Annotated in this window: 13 protein-coding genes; 8 read left to right on the plus strand and 5 right to left on the minus strand. The window is 59.3% G+C overall.

All coding sequences use genetic code 11. The features are described 5' to 3' along the window. Nucleotides 1-20: 20 nt before the first annotated feature. The gene (gene disA / locus ACRCJM_RS08210; protein WP_431464530.1) at nucleotides 21-1,088 is read left to right on the plus strand and encodes a DNA integrity scanning diadenylate cyclase DisA; all 1,068 of its coding nucleotides are present in this window, start codon (nucleotides 21-23) and stop codon (nucleotides 1,086-1,088) included. 51 nt (nucleotides 1,089-1,139) lie between these two features. Then, nucleotides 1,140-2,543, plus strand: a complete 1,404-nt coding sequence (gene radA, locus ACRCJM_RS08215) for a DNA repair protein RadA (protein WP_135011580.1) — start codon at nucleotides 1,140-1,142, stop codon at nucleotides 2,541-2,543. Here the strand turns inward: radA and ACRCJM_RS08220 are convergent. Further along, on the minus strand, nucleotides 2,540-3,949 hold the full coding sequence (locus tag ACRCJM_RS08220) for an FUSC family protein (RefSeq protein ID WP_431464531.1): 1,410 nt from the start codon (nucleotides 3,947-3,949) through the stop codon (nucleotides 2,540-2,542). The two genes, radA and ACRCJM_RS08220, sit on opposite strands and share 4 nt — an antisense overlap. Before the next feature lie 289 nt (nucleotides 3,950-4,238). Between ACRCJM_RS08220 and ACRCJM_RS08225 the strand changes: the two genes are divergently transcribed. The 4 genes from ACRCJM_RS08225 (at nucleotide 4,239) to pstB (ending at nucleotide 8,337) form a co-directional block, all read left to right on the plus strand. Beyond that, entirely contained in the window at nucleotides 4,239-5,348 is a 1,110-nt protein-coding gene (locus ACRCJM_RS08225; protein WP_431464532.1) for a phosphate ABC transporter substrate-binding protein PstS, read from the plus strand. An 83-nt stretch (nucleotides 5,349-5,431) separates the two neighbouring features. After that, on the plus strand, nucleotides 5,432-6,400 hold the full coding sequence (pstC, locus tag ACRCJM_RS08230) for a phosphate ABC transporter permease subunit PstC (RefSeq protein WP_237196385.1): 969 nt from the start codon (nucleotides 5,432-5,434) through the stop codon (nucleotides 6,398-6,400). After that, a complete protein-coding gene (gene pstA, locus ACRCJM_RS08235; RefSeq protein WP_431464533.1) occupies nucleotides 6,400-7,497 on the plus strand; it encodes a phosphate ABC transporter permease PstA in 1,098 nt (365 codons plus the stop codon). The genes pstC and pstA overlap by 1 nt, the downstream gene beginning before the upstream one ends. Nucleotides 7,498-7,557: 60 nt before the next feature. After that, complete coding sequence (gene pstB, locus ACRCJM_RS08240) at nucleotides 7,558-8,337, plus strand: phosphate ABC transporter ATP-binding protein PstB (protein WP_431464534.1); 780 nt, start codon at nucleotides 7,558-7,560, stop codon at nucleotides 8,335-8,337. A gap of 205 nt (nucleotides 8,338-8,542) precedes the next feature. Here the strand turns inward: pstB and ACRCJM_RS08245 are convergent, their stop codons facing one another. The 4 genes from ACRCJM_RS08245 to ACRCJM_RS08260 all read right to left on the minus strand — a co-directional run bounded on the left by ACRCJM_RS08245 (nucleotide 8,543) and on the right by ACRCJM_RS08260 (nucleotide 12,729). Beyond that, nucleotides 8,543-10,027, minus strand: a complete 1,485-nt coding sequence (locus ACRCJM_RS08245; protein ID WP_431464535.1) for a polysaccharide pyruvyl transferase family protein — start codon at nucleotides 10,025-10,027, stop codon at nucleotides 8,543-8,545. Between the two features lie 2 nt (nucleotides 10,028-10,029). Then, a complete protein-coding gene (locus ACRCJM_RS08250) occupies nucleotides 10,030-11,007 on the minus strand; it encodes a glycosyltransferase family 2 protein (RefSeq protein WP_431464536.1) in 978 nt (325 codons plus the stop codon). Between the two features lie 94 nt (nucleotides 11,008-11,101). Continuing rightward, nucleotides 11,102-12,112 carry an inorganic phosphate transporter gene (locus tag ACRCJM_RS08255; protein WP_237185216.1) on the minus strand — a complete coding sequence of 337 codons (1,011 nt, stop codon included), beginning with the start codon at nucleotides 12,110-12,112 and terminating at the stop codon, nucleotides 11,102-11,104. Further along, nucleotides 12,112-12,729: a DUF47 domain-containing protein gene (locus ACRCJM_RS08260; RefSeq protein WP_237196394.1), complete on the minus strand. Its 618-nt coding sequence runs from the start codon at nucleotides 12,727-12,729 to the stop codon at nucleotides 12,112-12,114. Before ACRCJM_RS08260 ends, ACRCJM_RS08255 begins: the two co-directional genes overlap by 1 nt. Between ACRCJM_RS08260 and ACRCJM_RS08265 the strand changes: the two genes are divergently transcribed. Both ACRCJM_RS08265 and ACRCJM_RS08270 read left to right on the plus strand, forming a co-directional pair. After that, nucleotides 12,716-12,856, plus strand: a complete 141-nt coding sequence (locus tag ACRCJM_RS08265) for a hypothetical protein (RefSeq protein ID WP_237207298.1) — start codon at nucleotides 12,716-12,718, stop codon at nucleotides 12,854-12,856. The two genes, ACRCJM_RS08260 and ACRCJM_RS08265, sit on opposite strands and share 14 nt — an antisense overlap. A gap of 367 nt (nucleotides 12,857-13,223) precedes the next feature. After that, nucleotides 13,224-17,123 (plus strand): S8 family serine peptidase, encoded by a 3,900-nt coding sequence (locus ACRCJM_RS08270; RefSeq protein ID WP_431464537.1) that lies wholly within the window; start codon nucleotides 13,224-13,226, stop codon nucleotides 17,121-17,123. Nucleotides 17,124-17,127: the final 4 nt, after the last annotated feature.

A 17,127-nucleotide genomic window follows, 5' to 3' on the forward strand; every position in this document is an offset into this window, starting at 1 on the left:
TGTGCACTAAAATTGGTGGAGTGCTAACGGTTTATAGTGAATCCCTGCTGAAAACAATCGCCCAAATCGCCCCCGGTACCGAACTCCGCGAGGGCCTGGAACGAATCTTGCGCGGCCGCACCGGTGCGCTGATCGTGCTGGGTAGCGATAAGACCGTAGCGCAGATGTCATCGGGCGGGTTTGCTATCAACACCGAATTCTCTGCCACCCGCGTGCGGGAGCTCGCCAAGATGGACGGCGCGATTGTTTGCGACAAGGACGCTTCCACCCTGCTGGCTGCAGGAGTGCAGCTGCTGCCTGACCCGTCCATCGACACCAATGAGTCGGGTACCCGCCACCGCACCGCAGAACGCGTGGCAAAACAAACCGGCTTCCCCGTCATTGCGGTGAGTGCCTCGATGTCCCTGATTTCGGTCTATACTGAGGGGATTCGTTACACGGTCGAAGATACCCAGTCGCTCATGAGCCGCGCCAACCAGGCTATCCGCACCCTCGATAGCTACACCGAACGCCTTGAACAGGTGCTCCACCAGCTGTCCTCCCTCGAAATCGAAGCTAACGTAACCCTGCGCGACGTAGCCAGCACCCTACAGCGCATGGAAATGGTTCGTAGAATCACCGTAGAGGCGGGCCATTACGTGGTGGAGCTGGGCAACGTGGGCCGCCTGGTCGCCCTGCAGCTTGAAGAACTGACGACCCATAACCTGCCAGCCACCTGGGTAGTGCTGCGCGACTACCTGCCGTCTGAGACTACCCCTGAAGAGCTTCAAGCCGCTGTAGATGCCCTGGCCCAGCTCGACGATAAGGAAATCGTTGACCCCCTGACCATCGCCCGCACCGCAGGGTTGGGTGAGGAACTAGACGCTCCGCTCCACCCCCACGGGCACCGCCTACTGGCCGGTATCAAGTCCATGCCCGGGGCGGTCGCTGACCGCCTGATCGACCGCTTTGACGGCCTACAGTCGCTGATGGCTGCCAGCCTCGATGACCTGCGGGCTGTTGAGGGTATCGGTGAACAGCGCGCCCGCGTAATTCGAGAATCCCTCTCCCGCATGGCCGAAAGCTCGCTCTTAGAGAGATTTATGTAGGCTTTAGCTGGCAGCGCTTAAAGTGTCAGCCACCGGCCTTATGCTGTTGATATGGCTACCCGTAAAACAACCCGCTCACGCTCCGCTAACGCCTACCGCTGCACCGAATGCGGCTGGACCACCGCTAAATGGGTGGGGCGTTGCGGCGAATGCCAGTCCTGGGGCACCGTAGAAGAAGCTGTCGGGCCGGTTGCCGCTAAAACCACCGTGGCATCGAGTGTGCAGACCCCCGCCCAGCCCATTGGGCGGGTTGATTCCACCGTGGCTCAGTATATGAGCACCTGCAACCCGGAGTTCGACCGTGTCTTAGGCGGCGGCCTGGTGCCCGGGGCCGTGATTCTCATGGCCGGTGAACCCGGCGTCGGTAAGTCCACTCTGCTGCTCGACGTGGCCGCTACCTTTGCCCGCGGTGAGTCAACAGGAAAGCCCCACAACGTGCTGTATGTGACCGGCGAAGAATCAGCCGCTCAGGTCAAGCTCCGCGCCGACCGCATTGGCGCCCTGGCCGATACCCTCTACCTGACCAGCGAAACCGATCTCGGCACCGCCCTGGCCCATATCGAGCAGGTCAACCCCGACCTACTGATTGTGGACTCGGTGCAGACCCTGGCCTCATCCGAGGTCGAGGGGAGCGCTGGCGGCGTCACCCAGGTGCGAGAGGTGGCCGCCTCGCTGATTGCTGCCGCTAAACGCCGCAACATGTGCACCCTGTTAGTGGGCCATGTGACAAAGGAGGGCACTATCGCTGGCCCCCGCCTGCTGGAGCACCTGGTTGATGTTGTCTGCCAGTTCGAGGGCGATAAGCACACCCCTATCCGTATGCTGCGGGCTATCAAGAACCGCTTTGGCCCCACTGACGAAGTGGGCTGTTTCGATATGCACGAGGACGGCATCGCCCCCGTCACCGACCCCTCGGGTCTCTTTGTCTCCCGCACCCCGCACCCGGTCTCGGGCACCTGCGTCACCGTCACTATGGAAGGCCGCCGCCCCCTGCTCGCCGAGGTTCAGGCTCTGCTCGACACCAGTGCCACCCCGCAGCCCCGAAGAACCACCAGCGGCCTCGACAGCTCCCGTATATCTATGCTGCTGGCTGTGCTCCAGAAGCGGGCCGGGTTCAACGTGGGCAAGCTAGACTGCTATATCTCAACGGTGGGCGGAGCTAAGATTTCTGAGCCGTCCGCCGACCTGGCCTGCGTCATCGCCCTGGCCTCCGCCGCCCAGGATAAGCCCCTGCCCCGCAAACTGGCGGTCTTTGGCGAAGTCGGTCTAGCGGGCGAGGTACGAGCTGTTCCCGGCATCCGCCAGCGTATCGCCGAGGTCGGGCGACTGGGCTTTACCCACGTGATTGTGCCTGCCTCACCGGCCGGTGTGGGTGATGTACCCGCCGGGGTGTCGGTACGCGAGGTCGCCTCACTGGGGGAGGCTCTGGCCCTGCTCTTCCCCGGCCAGGGCTAGTCGCCCTTCTCCTTCTTGAGGTTCTGCTCGATTACGGTCAGCTGGGCTGTGTTCAGGGCCTGCTGCTTCTCAACCCTAGCGGCGCTGTCGAGCATCTGGGAGGACGCGTCCGCCCCGGTTCCCGCAGGCGGTACGGCAGGCATACTGCGGGGGTCGCGTACCGAGGCTTCGCGAATCTCCCGAATGGGGGCGCGGTCTTTTGCGCGAAGAACCGTGGTGAGCTGACGGGTATCGTCCCGGTGCTTCTGCTCCACCCGCTGCCGTTGGGAACCCTGCTGACTACCGGCATCCGCATCAGCCTGCACCGGGAGCATCGTAGTGGTGGGGGCGTGCTCCGTCATGGAATCACCCAGGGGCACCAGCATATCGACCGCCTGCTGGTGGGTCAGGCCCGAAGCCTCCAAAAGGTCGACCACCAGGGGGCGGAGCATCAGCACCAGGGCCTCAGCCTCCATGGTGCGCACACCCATCATGTGCGGCTCCAGGCGACCAGCCAGATGTGAGAGATCACGGCGGGCCTTTATCTTCCGCTCGGTACGGACGTCCGCATCGGGGGCAGACATACCCTCACCCAGCGCCTCCACCGCGTCACCAATACTCTTGAGCGCCTCAGCGATAGAGGTGATAGCCTCTTGCGAAACCTGCACGTTATTGATGGTTGAAGCGAGTCGGCGGTTGAGCACCCGGGTGTTGCGGATAGCGTAGTCAATCTTGCTCAGAGCCTGGGAATAGCGGTCGAGCTCCTTCATATGAGACCGGCCTGTCCAGGCCAGCTGGGCCATGCCCTTTGAAGTAATAATGTCCTTCTCACAGGTGTTATAAAGCGGCTGTAGACGACGGGCGGACGCCAGGGCATGCCAGGCCTCCTTGCCGTCGTAGTGCTCCATGGCCTCACCGGCGTCGCGGAAGACCGTAGCAAAAGCTCTCATCATCTTTTTAGCGTTCTCACGCGGAGTACGACGGGGATCCTTGGGGAAAAGGAACATGAGCAAGAAGGCACACAGCCCACCCACAATGCCATCTAGACTACGAGCAAAGGGGCCATCAACATTTGGAGGAAGCAGCACCACCAGGCAGGACTGCAAGCCCATCTGAATGGTGAAGAGAATACCGTTATCCAAAAAACGGGCCAGCATAATCGACAGGAACATGACCAGGCCCGCCTGCCAGATACCCCGACCCAGGGCGAGCATCATCATATCGCCCATCAAAATACCCAGGGTCACACCCAAGGAAACCTCAAGAATGCGGCGGGCATGGGTCGCCCCGGTGATGTACCCCAGAGACACAATCGCAGCGGTTGCCGCAAAAATCGGTTCGGTATGCCCCAGCACCTTTTCTGCAAAAAGATAGGCTCCGATACCCGAGACCACAATCTGGAGCGACTGGAAAAAGCCATCCTTCATGCGGTGCCACCCCAGACGGCTCCGCTCCCGCGCTCGCTCCCTTAAATTCTCAACCTGCTGACCAAAACCCATACCCACCATTCTAGCCCGCCCCCGAAACCCGGCCACCGGCGTCCTTAACCCTAACTGTGTGCCCCCTGTTCACCCACCGTTCACCCACTGCTAGCCCACCTGCTACCTAACGCTCCTAAAGTCAGATGCGTTAGACACCGTTCCCACCTGCTCACGGCCTCGCCACAGTTCACATCACGAGGCTGGGCAGGGCACACAAACTCAAAGGAAATCACCTGTGAAGGCTAAGTCACTTGCTCGTTGGGGCTCACTTGCAGCTGTAGGCGCACTCGCATTCACCGCTTGCGGTTCAGACAACGCAACCGGCACCGCCACCTCATCAGACGCAGGCTCCAGCGCAGCTTCCCTGCCCTCCACCCCCCTGACCGGCGTCGGTGCCTCATCCCAGCAGGCCGCAATCACCGCTTGGGAAACCGGTTTCGCTAACCTGGGCGGCACCGTACAGTACTCACCGGACGGCTCCGGTGCAGGCCGCGAGGCCCTGCTCGCTGGTGGCGCTAAGTTCGCCGGCTCAGACCGCGCTCTCAAGGCTGAGGAATGGGAACAGTCCAAGGAGGTATGCGGCGACGGCGGTGCTATCAACATCCCCGTCTACATCTCCCCCGTAGCCGTAGCCTTCAACCTGCCGGGCGTCTCGTCCCTGAACCTGGACGGCGAAACCATCGCCAAGATCTTCAAGGGCGAAATCACCACCTGGAACGATGCCGCTATCGCCTCACAGAACGAAGGCGTTACCCTGCCCGACACCAAGATTACCGTTGTCCACCGCTCAGATGACTCCGGCACCACCCAGAACTTCACCGAGTACCTGGCTGCCGCCTCTAACGGCGCCTGGGACGTAGAAGCAGACGGCAACTGGCCCTCCCAGTACGCCGGTGAATCCAACAAGGGCACCTCCGGCGTTGTCTCCACCACCTCATCCACCGAGGGTGCTATCACCTACGCGGACGCCTCAGCCATCGGCGACCTGGGCAAGGTCAACGTCAAGGTCGGTGACTCCTACGTTGAACTCTCAGCAGAAGCCGCTGCCAAGACCGTAGAACTTTCTGAGCGCGTAGGTGGCCAGAACGAAAACGACATGGCGATCGAGATCAACCGCACCCCCGAGGACTCCACCGCCTACCCCGTTGTGCTGGTTTCTTACCACATCGTCTGCTCCGGTTACTCATCTGAAGACGACGTCACCCTGGTCAAGGCCTACGAGAACTACGTAGTCTCCGAGCAGGGTCAGCAGGACGCCGCCGATGCAGCCCAGTCAGCCCCCCTGACCAGCGCACTGACCGCTGACGCCCAGAAGGCTATCGAATCCATCACCGTTACCCAGTAACACCGCGTTCATCAAGGTGCGGCCAGGTTTCCGACCCGGTCGTACCTTGACCCGCGTCAAAACGACAAAGGTTTCACATTCCCATGTCAACCACAGCAGCACCGCAGTCGGGCACCAGCAGCGCCCGCGCGAAAACCAAGGACCTTCCCGATGTAGGAAACCCGGCGGCAGATAAAATCTTCTCGGGTATCTCCCTCGGCGCCGGCGTCCTTATTCTTATTGTCCTGGCAGCTGTCGCTATCTTCCTGGTCGCCCAGGCCCTGCCGGTTTTCACCGCAGACCCAGCAGACCTCACCAGCGGCAGCTTCATTCAGTACATCATCCCGCTGACTATCGGCACCCTCATTGCCTCGACCATTGCCCTGCTCCTGGCAACCCCCATTGGTATCGGCGTGGCTCTGTTCATCTCCCATTACGCCCCCCGCAAGCTGGCTAAGGGTATCGGCTATGTGATTGACCTGCTGGCCGCTATCCCCTCCGTTATCTTCGGTGCCTGGGGTGCCTCAGTACTGGCCCCTAAGATTGTGCCCTTCTACGACTGGCTCGCCACTTACCTGGGCTTTATCCCTATCTTCGAAGGCCCCGCCTCACAAACCGGTAAAACCATTCTGACTGCGGGCATCGTGCTGGGCATTATGATTCTGCCGATTATCACATCCATGTGCCGCGAAATCTTCATCCAGACCCCTACCCTGCAGGAAGAGGCAGCTCTGGGTCTGGGCGCAACCCGCTGGGAAATGATTCGCATGACCGTCTTCCCCTTCGCCCGCACCGGCATCATCTCCTCCGTCATGCTGGCCCTGGGGCGTGCCCTCGGTGAAACCATGGCAGTGACCCTGGTGCTGGCGTCCGGCCCGCTGACCGCCTCCATCATCAAGTCCGGGAACCAGACCTTCGCCTCAGAGATCGCCCTCAACTTCCCCGAAGCCTACGGCCTGCGCATGTCAGAGCTTATTGCAGCAGGTCTGGTGCTCTTCGTCATCACCCTCATCGTCAACATCCTGGCCCGCATGATCGTGGCCCGCTACAAGGACTTCTCAGGAGCTAACTAATGTCTGTAGCTACCACCTCATCCCGCTTCGCCAGCCGCCAGGCCCCCAAGTGGCTGCCCCTGGCCGTCGGCGCAGGCTCCCTGATTCTGGGTGCCGCCGCCAGTGCCCTCACCGGCTTCTCCATCGCAACCTTCGCCCTCTTTGCAGGCATCATCTTCGTGATTGCCGGCCCCCTGGCCGTCACCTCCTTCGAAGGCAAGCGCAAGGGCCAGGACGCCTTCGCCCGCTACCTGGTCTACGGCACCTTCCTCATCGCCCTCATCCCCCTGGTCTCGGTGCTCTACACCGTACTCGCCAAGGGTGTCCCCGGCCTGTCAGGTAACTTCCTGAGCACCTCTATGAAGGGTGTCACCGGCGTACACGATAACGCCGCCGCTGCAGGCGAAGGCCCCGTGTTTGGCGGTATCTACCACGCCATCATCGGTACCCTCGAAATTACCCTGCTGGCCACTGTCATCTCGGTACCCATCGGCCTGCTCACCGCCATCTACCTGGTGGAATACGGCCAGGGCAAGTGGCTCTCCAAAGCCATCACCTTCTTCGTGGACGTCATGACCGGCATCCCCTCCATCGTGGCGGGCCTCTTCGCAGCCTCCTTCTTCGCCCTGGTATCAGGTAACCCCATGAACCGTATGGGCCTGGTGGCTGCGGTCGCCCTGTCCGTCCTCATGATCCCCACCGTAGCGCGTAACGCCGAAGAAATGCTGCGTATCGTGCCCAACGAACTGCGCGAGGCGTCCTACGCCCTGGGCGTCCGTAAGTGGCGTACCATCATGAAGGTCGTTATCCCCACCGCTATCTCGGGCATCGCATCGGGCGTAACCCTGGCTATCGCCCGCGTCATCGGCGAAACCGCCCCCATCCTGGTGACCGCAGGCTTCGTCACCTCCATCAACTGGAGCGCCTTCAGCGGCTGGATGGCAACCCTGCCCACCTACATCTACTACCAGATCATGACGCCCACCAGCCCCACCGCCGCCTCGGTCTCAGAGACCCGTGCCTGGGCTGCCGCACTGATCCTGATTATCATCGTGATGGTACTCAACCTCATCGCTCGAGCCATCGCCAAGATCTTCGCCCCCAAGACCGGCCGATAAGACCCACGAAAAGCCTATGAGCTTTACCCGGCCCCAAGACTTTTAGAAAAAGGAAACTCCATGTCAAAGCGCATCGACGTTGAAAACCTGAACGTGTACTACGGCGACTTCCTCGCGGTAGAAGACATCTCCATGGAAATTGAACCCCGCACCGTCACCGCCTTCATTGGTCCCTCAGGTTGCGGCAAGTCAACCTTCCTGCGCACCCTCAACCGCATGCACGAGGTAATCCCCGCCGCCCGTGTTGAAGGTAAAGTGCTGCTCGACGGCGAAAACCTCTACGGCAAGGGCGTTGACCCCGTGGTCGTCCGCTCCCAAATCGGTATGGTCTTCCAGCGCCCCAACCCCTTCCCCACCATGTCCATCCGCGAGAACGTGCTAGCGGGTGTGAAGCTCAACAACCGCAAGATCTCCAAGACCGACGCAGATGAGCTGGTCGAATCCTCCTTGCGCGGCGCTAATCTCTGGAATGAGGTCAAGGACCGCCTCGACAAGCCCGGTTCTGGCCTCTCCGGTGGCCAGCAGCAGCGTCTGTGCATCGCCCGTTCCATCGCGGTCAAGCCCGATGTGATCCTCATGGACGAGCCCTGCTCCGCCCTCGACCCCATCTCAACCCTGGCCGTTGAAGACCTCATCAACGAGCTCAAGGAAAACTTCACCGTCGTCATCGTGACCCACAATATGCAGCAGGCAGCCCGCGTCTCAGACAAGACCGCCTTCTTCAACATTGCGGGCACCGGCAAACCCGGCAAGCTCATCGAGTACGCCCCCACCCAGGAAATCTTCAACAACCCCAGCCAGAAGGCCACCGAAGACTACGTCTCAGGCCGCTTCGGCTAAGCCTAGCGCCCCGCTAGCCGCCCGTTAGAAGCGGGCATACAAAACTTCCCTCACCCCGTAGCTGTGCGGGGGAGGGAACACCATGGGAATGTGTGTGCCGCCCGGCCCCGTAACTCCTTTCGCTGCTGGAAAGGACGGGGTCGGGCGGCTTTTTAGCGTGGCACCCCGGCTTATACCGGGGTGTCGCGTATCTGCCGGTGCTTGGCTACTCGCCGCGCATCTTGCGGCGCATCCAGCCGCGCAGGGTGGCGTTTTCTTCGGCCTCAATAAGGGAGTCAGCCAACTCGGCGTTACGACGCTCCAGCTCATCGGCACGAGCCTGAGCTCGGTCGCGCTGGAGTAGACGCTGGTAGTCCCAGGAGAGGGCCCGGTCGGTTTCTGCGCTGGCACGGGCAGCAGCCAGTGAAATGTCTGCGATATCGTCGCGCACTAGCAGATTGGTTATGTTCCACTCGCCGGTAAAGATGGTGGGGGTGTTGCCCAGTTCGCGGACGGCGGGAGCCGCCTGCCCTGCCCCGTGCAGGAGGACGTGGGAGGCGGCGTCCCACCAGCTAGCGGAGAAGCCGCGGAGCTGCTCAGCCCGTGCTAGCAAGGTTTCAGAGAGCTCATTGCGGAGCTGAATGACCTCGTGCAGGGCCTCGGCAGGTGCATCAGAGTTGAGCAAAGCCAGAGGGATAGCGTAGTTTTCAGCCCCGTACTGCTCCATCATGCCGCGTACCCGCATATCGGTGAAGGCATCGGGTAATAGGGCGACAAAGGGAACACCTGCTGACAGGGAGAAGACGCCGGGATGGTAGCGGGTAGAGACCGCGATGAAGGCACCGCGGTGAACCTGCACGGCGTCGTCCGCGTGCACCATGGGTAGCTGCACGGGATCGGAGAACATGTGTGAAGCGATTTCGGCGTGCACTGCCGCATCGCCCTGGTCGGTCAGGGGCTCGCCCATGTGGGGCAGGAAAACGGTGCGGAGGCCGTATTCGCGGTGCATATCGTCAAGCAACTGCCCGATAACCCGAGCCTGCCCCGGGGCAAGACCCGAGAAAGTAGCGCAAATGTAGTGTTCGGGCAGATCAACGACCGGACGGCCCGGTAGGGAGCGCTTCTGATGCTGGTAGAAGGTGGCGTCATCCACAATCAGGTGGGCTTGAACACCCTGCTGGGTAGCCCAGGTATAGGAGGACTTTTCCCGCATACCCACAAGCTGGGCAGAAGAAAGCATGTCGCGCAGGGTGTCGGCATCGGCCTCTGTAAGTACCGGCCCCACCGACTGGCCAGAAATCACCAGGGGAATCTCATGCTGACGGGCGATGAGTGCATAGGCTGCCCGCTCGTACAGGAGCCAACCGTAGGTTGAGTTCATATTACCGCCACCGGCGATCACGATGCCGTCCATATCGGCAACCTGGCGCACAAAATCAGCTATTTCAGGGCGGGCACTGTCACCGGCGAGGTAGGCCTTGAGGTCGCCCAAAAAAATTTCGCGCTCTGCAGGCGGCCAGGGGAATTCGAGGGTTTTAATGTAGCCAGTAGCGGAACCAATGTAGGCCTGGGAATGCTCAACAGAGCGGGTAGCGATATAGACTTCGTAGCCGCGGCGGGTGAGCTCAGCGGCGGTTGCGATGCCCATAGCTTCGTCGCCAACGTGGTACACAGACTGCCCTAGGTCTGCGAGCACAAGAATGCGAGGCATGATTAGCGGTTTCCTTTCACAAAGCGTGTGAGGCGAGACTTGAGAGACAACGCCCGCTCGATGCGTTCGAGCCGCTCTGAGGTGGTGCGAGTGGTTTCTTCTATACGGTCTAGTTTGACACTAATCGTCCTCAGCTCGTCAAGAACACGGTGGGTGAGGTCGATGTTATGCCCCACGCTGCCATCAACCTGGTTTGCGAGATGAGCCTGGTAGAGGTAGGAACCGAGGTGGCCGTTGTTTGCTAAATCATCACGAATAGCTTGCGCCCGCACACGCCCGTCGTAGATTCCGTGCAGAACTTTGCCCGCATGAACGCTATTAGCGAGTGCACCCTCTGTCTGGTCAGGGCGTTGCGACCAGTGAGCAAGCAGCTCGTCGATAAACAGAATGGGGTATCGGGCCGCGACGCGTAGATTGAATTCCCAGTCGCCTACCACGGGTAGGTTCTCATTATAGAAACCAAGTTCATCGTGGAGGGACCGGCGGTGCAGGATTGAGATAGGAACTGCGCGGTTGATACGGGTCAAATCTTGAACTGTGATGTCCTTAAGAATTGCCCAGAAAGGGCGTGAGTCGATGAACTCGAATGTTCCGTTGTCGGTAATGCGTTCAAAGTATTCGTCAGTGCGTACCGTTACCATGTTTTCCCCGGTTTCTTCGAGGCGGTGAACGGTTGTTTCGAGGAAGGTGGGTTCCCATAGGTCATCGTCATCATGGATGGCGATATAAGTGGACTGTGTAGCTTGAATGCCTTGGTTTGAGGCGGCCTCCATGCCTCGTGACTCTTCATTGTGAATAGTCAGCAGCTCTTTGATACGGGGTTCTTGGGCTATGACGCGCTCTACGGTTTGTTGGTTGCCACCGTCATTCACTACCGCAACAACATAATCGGTAAATGTTTGTTCCGCGATGTTAGCTAGGGCTCGCTGGAGGAAGATGGGGCGGTCTTTTGTGCGAACAATGATTGAAACTGTAGGCATGCTGCTCTTTCACGTGGACGGTGCGTAGTCTTAGTCCCCAATATATCGAAGAGGTGGCTTTCTTGCCGAGAGCGCGCCGGAGCAGGTAGGAGCGCTACAGCAGGGGGGAGAGTGCCAGGAAGAGAATAGCGGCGAGCAGAAAACAGGCTGGCATGGTGATAAACCAGGTGAGGATGATGCGGAGCACGATTTTGTGGCGTACCGCGGCGAAGCGCTGGTTGACTCCTGAGCCGAGGACGGCGGAGGCCGCTAGGTGGGAGGACGAGACCGGGGTGTTGAGGAAGAACTGGAGAAATACCAAGGCCAGGGCTGTTGAGCTTTGGGCTACTGCCCCGCGGAAGGGGTCAACTTTAACCATTTGGTGGGCGAAGGTGTAGCCGATGCGAGAGCTGCCCCGGGCGGTGCCGAAGCCCAGCACCATAGCAAGGAAGAGGGCGGAGATGATGTAGGTGGTGGGGTGAACTTCGAGTCCGGCGGAGAGCAACAAGACGGCGTAGATGACGACAGCGCGTTGGCCGGTTTGAATTCCGTGAATCAGGGAGATCAGCGAGTTGGCGAGGGACAGCACGCTGCGGGAGAAGCGGTTGACGGTGGAGGGGTAGGAGCGTTGGAGCAGACCGTAGAAGGGGAAAACTGCCGCCCAGGCCAGAACGAAGAGGACGATGGGGGCCAGCACGAGGGGTACGAAGAGGAAGGTGGCAAGGGGCTCAGAGAAGGGGCTGAAACTGCCTAGATCGGTTGAGCGTGCGGCCCAGGCAGCGCCCGCAAGCCCCCCGATGAGGGCGTGGGTAGATGAGGACGGGATGCGGAACCACCAGGTGATAATGCCCCAGGCTACCGCTGAGATGAGGGCGGTGAGTACCAGCCCCAGACCAGTGTTGTTGTGGGGGACGGTCAGCCAGTGGGTGGTGACTGAGCCTAGCATGATGCCGGTCATGGCCATGCCGACGGCGTTGAAGAGGGCGCTGGTTCGTAGGGCGATTTTGGGGGTGAGGGCCCTGGTTTTCACGGGTATGGCGGTGGCGTTGGGGGCGTCTCGAAAGCCGGTGACGAAGGTAAAGGCAATCAGTGCTAGGCAGCCGAGGGTGAAGAGGGCGAGCGTCACTAGGATTCCTGCACGATAATGCGGCCGATTTCGGTGGCAACGGTACGCATAGCTTCGGATGCTTCGATGAGCTTACGCACGAACTGGGTGGTTTGCAGGTAGCGGGTCTGCTTGTAGCGGTCCTGAATGTCGGCGTCGTATTCTTCAGCTATGCGTACGGCCTGCTTGGCGATGCGGAGCATAGTAATCCAGTAGTCGTCCAGGTCGCGTAGGGTGCTGAGTTTGGGGATGATTTCGGTGGTGAGTACAGCCTGGCGCTGGATGAGGTCGAGCAGGGTCGCTGCCTTGGGGGAGAACCGCACGATGTGGTAGAGGTGCAGAATGTTGGCGGCTGAGGTCAGCTTCTCAACGACATTGTTGAGTGAGACAGCCAGGGTGTAGATGTCTTCGCGGGGGATAGGAGTTGAGAAGGAGCTGCGCACAGCGGTCATGGTGGTGTGCAGCATGTCGAGGGTGGCAGCTTCGTGGGTGAGAGTGCGCTCGAGTAGCTCGGGGTAGCGGTCTTCGGGGGAGCCCACCATTTCTGAGAGCAGGGCTGCAGCACCTGTAACCTGCTCTGAGAGTGTGGCTAGGGCGGTCAGCGAGGTGTTCTCTTGGGGGAACATGCGTTGGAGCATGGGCCAGCTCTCCTGGGTGTGGGCGGGTGGGCAGGTGCTGAGCTTATGGTACCGCGCCAAGGTTAACGGGGGAGAGCTCGGTGAGATTCCCGGTGCGGACGCAAGTGCCGAGCTACCTGCCTCATAGAAAGAGAGGCGGAGCCCGGCACCGCGATATGAAGTTTAGCGATGTCAGGCTGGGAGCGCCTCTCGGCGGAAGGCCGCTCGAAGCGGCTAAAGATTTGGAGCCCGGGGCTACTTAGCAGCCTGACATCTTGGTATCCATCATTCTCCTGTTGGAGTGGGATGTCAACCCTGGGTATGAAAATGGTTTCCTTGAAGAGACTTTGGGTTGACATGGATGGATATCTCATATTGTGACAAGTTATATAAAAATTTCGAGCAAAATCCGGGTTGGGTATTGACCAGCAGTTGTGATGTGAGTCATGGTTGAAGCACTCGTAAATTTAGCGGTATACACCACAACGGATCACTTGGATAAAGGAAATCCTTCCATGACGAAAAAATACACACCCAAGAAGGTAGCCCGCAGCGGTGCGGCCTCCCTGCTTGGCCTCGGTATGGTTCTCTCTATGGGCCTGCCTGCGGCTAACTCTCTGACCGATGCTGACCTGTTCCAAAGTGCTACTCAGACCATGAACGAACAGGTGCTCACTCCTTCCATGAAAGCGGCTGAGGGTACCGTTAGCGTATTTGTCCAGTTCAAGGGCAAAGGTGCCTATGAGAGCACCCAGCCTGCCGCCGTCCTGCAAGGTAAGCAGGCTCCTGTCGATGCCCAGGCAGAAGTTCAGGCCATTGCTGCGGCCGTTGAGCGTCAGGGGCGAGCAGTGGCTGCTGAAACTGGCGCAAGCGTCCTCTACACCGCCCATAACTCTGTCCGTGGTGTAGCAATTCGCGGTGACGCTGAGAAGATTCGTGAACTGGCTTCTCGCAGCGATGTTGTCATGATTTCCCCCATCGTGTCGAAGACTCCGTCCAATACCGGCACCGTCATCGATACCCAAGCCATCACCAGCTGGCAGCAGACCGGCTACACCGGTAAGGGCGTCAAGATCGCTATTATTGACACCGGTGTTGACTACACCCACACCCAGTTCGGTGGCCCAGGTACCGCTGAAGCCTACGAAAAGGCTTCCAAGATGACCGATATGCCGGCCGCTGACTCTGGCCTATACGACCCCGAAAAGTACCTCGGTGGCTATGACCTTGCCGGCGACAACTACGACTCAGGTAGCGATGCTGCTGATGCCTTGCCTCAGCCTGATAATAACCCGCTTGACTGCCGCTTTGCAGGGCACGGTACCCACGTTGCAGGTACCGCAGCGGGCTACGCTGTCAACGCTGACGGCAGCACCTTCAAGGGCGACTACACCAAGATCACCGAAGAAGAGATGAAGGGCATGAAGATCGGTGCTGGTTCAGCTCCGGGCGCCCAGATCGTTGACTTCCGTGTCTTTGGCTGTGAAGGGTCCACCGACCTCACTGGCCAGGCCCTCGACCGCGCCCTAGACCCCAATAACGACGGTAAGTATGACGACCGCGTTGATGTAGTTAATATGTCCCTGGGCTCTGACTACGGTGCTACCGACGACCCCGAAAACGTCATTGTTGACGCCCTGACCCGCCAGGGTGTCCTCTCTGTCGCTGCAGCTGGCAACTCCCGTGCGGCTAACGGCAACGGCGATACCTACTCTATTTCCGGTAACCCGGCTAATGCCCGCTCAGCTCTGGCTGTTGCTAACTCCATCGGTTCTACTGCCGCTATCGACAAGGCTAAGGTTCATTCCCCTGCAGGTCTTGCCGGTGACCTCAGCGGTGACTACTCTGTCAGCTTCGATTACTCAGCTGCTACCCCTGAGCAGCTGATTGGTGAGGTTGTCAAGAGCACCCCCGAGAACCCCTTCGGTTGTGATGCCTACCCCGAGGGCACTGACTTCGGCGGCAAATGGGTTTTCATTGACTGGACCGATAACTTTGAAACCTTCCCCTGTGGCTCGGCTGTCCGCTTCAACAACATTGAAAAGGCAGGCGGTAAGGGCGTAATCCTTGCCTCCAACCTGAATTACGAGACGGTCGGTATCGCAGGTAACTCAACCATCCCTGGCATCCGCCTGGTTGCTCAGGATGCTGAAAAGGTTCGTGCCGCTCTCGACGCCGGTGAAGAAGTCAAGATTGAGCTGAAGAACGAATGGATTTCCTCCGTTCTCGTTGAGCACGGCCTCTTTGACCAGGTCAATGAATCAACCGGCCGCGGTGTTCACGGCACCGCCGGTTACACCAAGCCGGACGTCGCCGCCCCTGGTACCGGCATCGGTTCAGCTGCTGTTGCAGGCGGCTCCGAAAAGGCTGTCATGTCAGGTACTTCCATGGCATCTCCCCACGTTGCAGGTGTTGCAGCCCTGGTATACGAAGCCAACCAAAGCTACTCAGCTCCCCAGGTCAAGGCTGCCATCATGAACTCAGCTGTTCATGACCTGACGACTGAAGACGGCGCCGTCCACTCCGTAGAGCGTGTTGGTTCTGGCCGTGTTGACGCCCTGAAGGCCGTCAACCAGAAGGTTCTAACCTACAGTGCTGACCACCCCGACCAGGTCTCTGAAAGCTTCGGCGTGATTGAAGTTCTCCCCGATGCTGGTGTTCAGACCTTTACCCGCAAACTCACCGTCGATAACTCAGACAACAAGGCTCATACCTACGAGGTTTCATTCGCTGCTTCCTCCGACCTGCCCGGTGTTGAGGTATCGGCTCCTAAGACCGTATCTGTTGAGGCTGGTGGAAAGACCACCTTCGTCGTTACTGTCACCGTTGACCCCTCCAAGCTGGAAAAGAAGCTTGAATCGGCCAGCTCAGCCCAGCAGCTGGGTTACGATCGCCAGTTTATGAGCATTGAATCTGGCCGTCTCCTGCTGACTGAGAATGGTAACGAGATGCGTCTGCCCCTGCAGATTGCACCCAAGCCTGTATCAGATATGAAGGCTGCTGCAAGTACCGTTGAATTCGGGGAATACAGCCTTAAGAGCACCATCGACCTTGAGGGGACCGCCGTTAATCAGGGTGGTTATAAGTCTCTGGTCGGTGCTTTCGAGCTCGGTGCTGTTTCTGAACGCAAGAAGACCTCTACCCTGGGTGCTGTTACCAGTCAGCGCGTTGACCTTCAGTACGTCGGTGCTTCTACCAACGTTCCTGCCCTGCAGGCAACTAGCGGAGATGTCGCCAAGGACGGCATGATGAGTATCGGTGTCTCCACCTGGTCCAACTGGGAGAACCTCACTAACCCCACCAGCATTGAAGTAGCTTTCGATGTTGATGGCAATAACCGCGCAGACTACTACGTCTACACTAACCGCATTGCTGGTCTTGACTACCCCGTTGCAACCCTGGTTGGCTATGTCAATGGTAAGCTGACCGCCCTGGACCACCAGCCCATCAATGGGGCTTTCGGTAGCGTTGATACCAACACCTTCGACAGCAACGTCCTAGCCCTACCTGTACAGCTATCCAAGATGGGTATTACCGCTGATAACGCTGGCGACCTGCGCTACAAGGTAGACACCTACTCCTGGTACGAGAACGGCCGCCATACCGATGCAACTGACTGGGTTTCCTTCAATCCCCACAGCCCCAACCTGTGGTTCGAAGGCACTGCGTCTGACGCAAGCGGTTTGTTCATTGACGCCCCCGAGGCTGATATCACGGTTAACCGTGGCAGCGTCAACGTCAAGGATGCTCAGGCACTGCTCCTGCACATGCATAACGGTACTGGCGACCTGAGTGGCGTCAAAGCCGGTGAAGACGGCGGCAAGGCTGAAATCGTATCACTGGTTCAGGAAGAAAAGATTCAGAACCCCCGTTTCAAGGACGTCAGCCCTGACGATCAGTTCTACAAGGAAATCGCTTGGCTGGCTGAGCGCGGTATCACCACCGGCTACCCTGACGGCACCTTCAAGCCCCTAGATAATGTAGAGCGTGGCGCTATGGCTGCCTTCTTCTACCGCTTGGCCGGTAGCCCCCAGTTCACCGCTCCGAGCGAGTCTCCCTTCAAGGATGTAGCTACTGACCACCAGTTCTACAAGGAAATTGCCTGGATGCACGCTTCTGGTATCAGCACCGGTTGGGCAGATGGTACCTTCCGTCCCCATGATTCCGTCAACCGTGACGCTATGGCTGCCTTCTTCTACCGTTTTGCAGGTGAGCCTGAATATGTGGCACCCCAGGGTGGCCAGTTCTCTGACGTTGCTCCCAGCACCCAGTTCTACAAGGAAATTTCTTGGCTGGCTGAGTCTGGTGTAACCACCGGTTGGGCTGACGGTACTTTCCGTCCCGTTACCCCCATCGCCCGTGATGCAATGGCTGCCTTCCTCTACCGTTTCGACCAGAATGTTTCTCCCCGCTAAGGTT

Origin of the sequence: Rothia sp. L_38 (assembly GCF_050689125.1) — a bacterium.
GTDB lineage: Bacteria > Actinomycetota > Actinomycetes > Actinomycetales > Micrococcaceae > Rothia.

What these genes read in the sequence shown, in the direction of transcription:
- radA (WP_135011580.1), top strand. Translation starts at nt 1,140, where the DNA reads ATGGCTACCCGTAAAACAACCCGCTCACGCTCCGCTAACGCCTACCGC.
- ACRCJM_RS08220 (WP_431464531.1), bottom strand. Translation starts at nt 3,949, where the DNA reads ATGAAGGATGGCTTTTTCCAGTCGCTCCAGATTGTGGTCTCGGGTATC.
- pstC (WP_237196385.1), top strand. Translation starts at nt 5,432, where the DNA reads ATGTCAACCACAGCAGCACCGCAGTCGGGCACCAGCAGCGCCCGCGCG.
- pstA (WP_431464533.1), top strand. Translation starts at nt 6,400, where the DNA reads ATGTCTGTAGCTACCACCTCATCCCGCTTCGCCAGCCGCCAGGCCCCC.
- pstB (WP_431464534.1), top strand. Translation starts at nt 7,558, where the DNA reads ATGTCAAAGCGCATCGACGTTGAAAACCTGAACGTGTACTACGGCGAC.
- ACRCJM_RS08245 (WP_431464535.1), bottom strand. Translation starts at nt 10,027, where the DNA reads ATGCCTCGCATTCTTGTGCTCGCAGACCTAGGGCAGTCTGTGTACCAC.
- ACRCJM_RS08250 (WP_431464536.1), bottom strand. Translation starts at nt 11,007, where the DNA reads ATGCCTACAGTTTCAATCATTGTTCGCACAAAAGACCGCCCCATCTTC.
- ACRCJM_RS08265 (WP_237207298.1), top strand. Translation starts at nt 12,716, where the DNA reads ATGCGTTGGAGCATGGGCCAGCTCTCCTGGGTGTGGGCGGGTGGGCAG.
- ACRCJM_RS08260 (WP_237196394.1), bottom strand. Translation starts at nt 12,729, where the DNA reads ATGCTCCAACGCATGTTCCCCCAAGAGAACACCTCGCTGACCGCCCTA.
- ACRCJM_RS08270 (WP_431464537.1), top strand. Translation starts at nt 13,224, where the DNA reads ATGACGAAAAAATACACACCCAAGAAGGTAGCCCGCAGCGGTGCGGCC.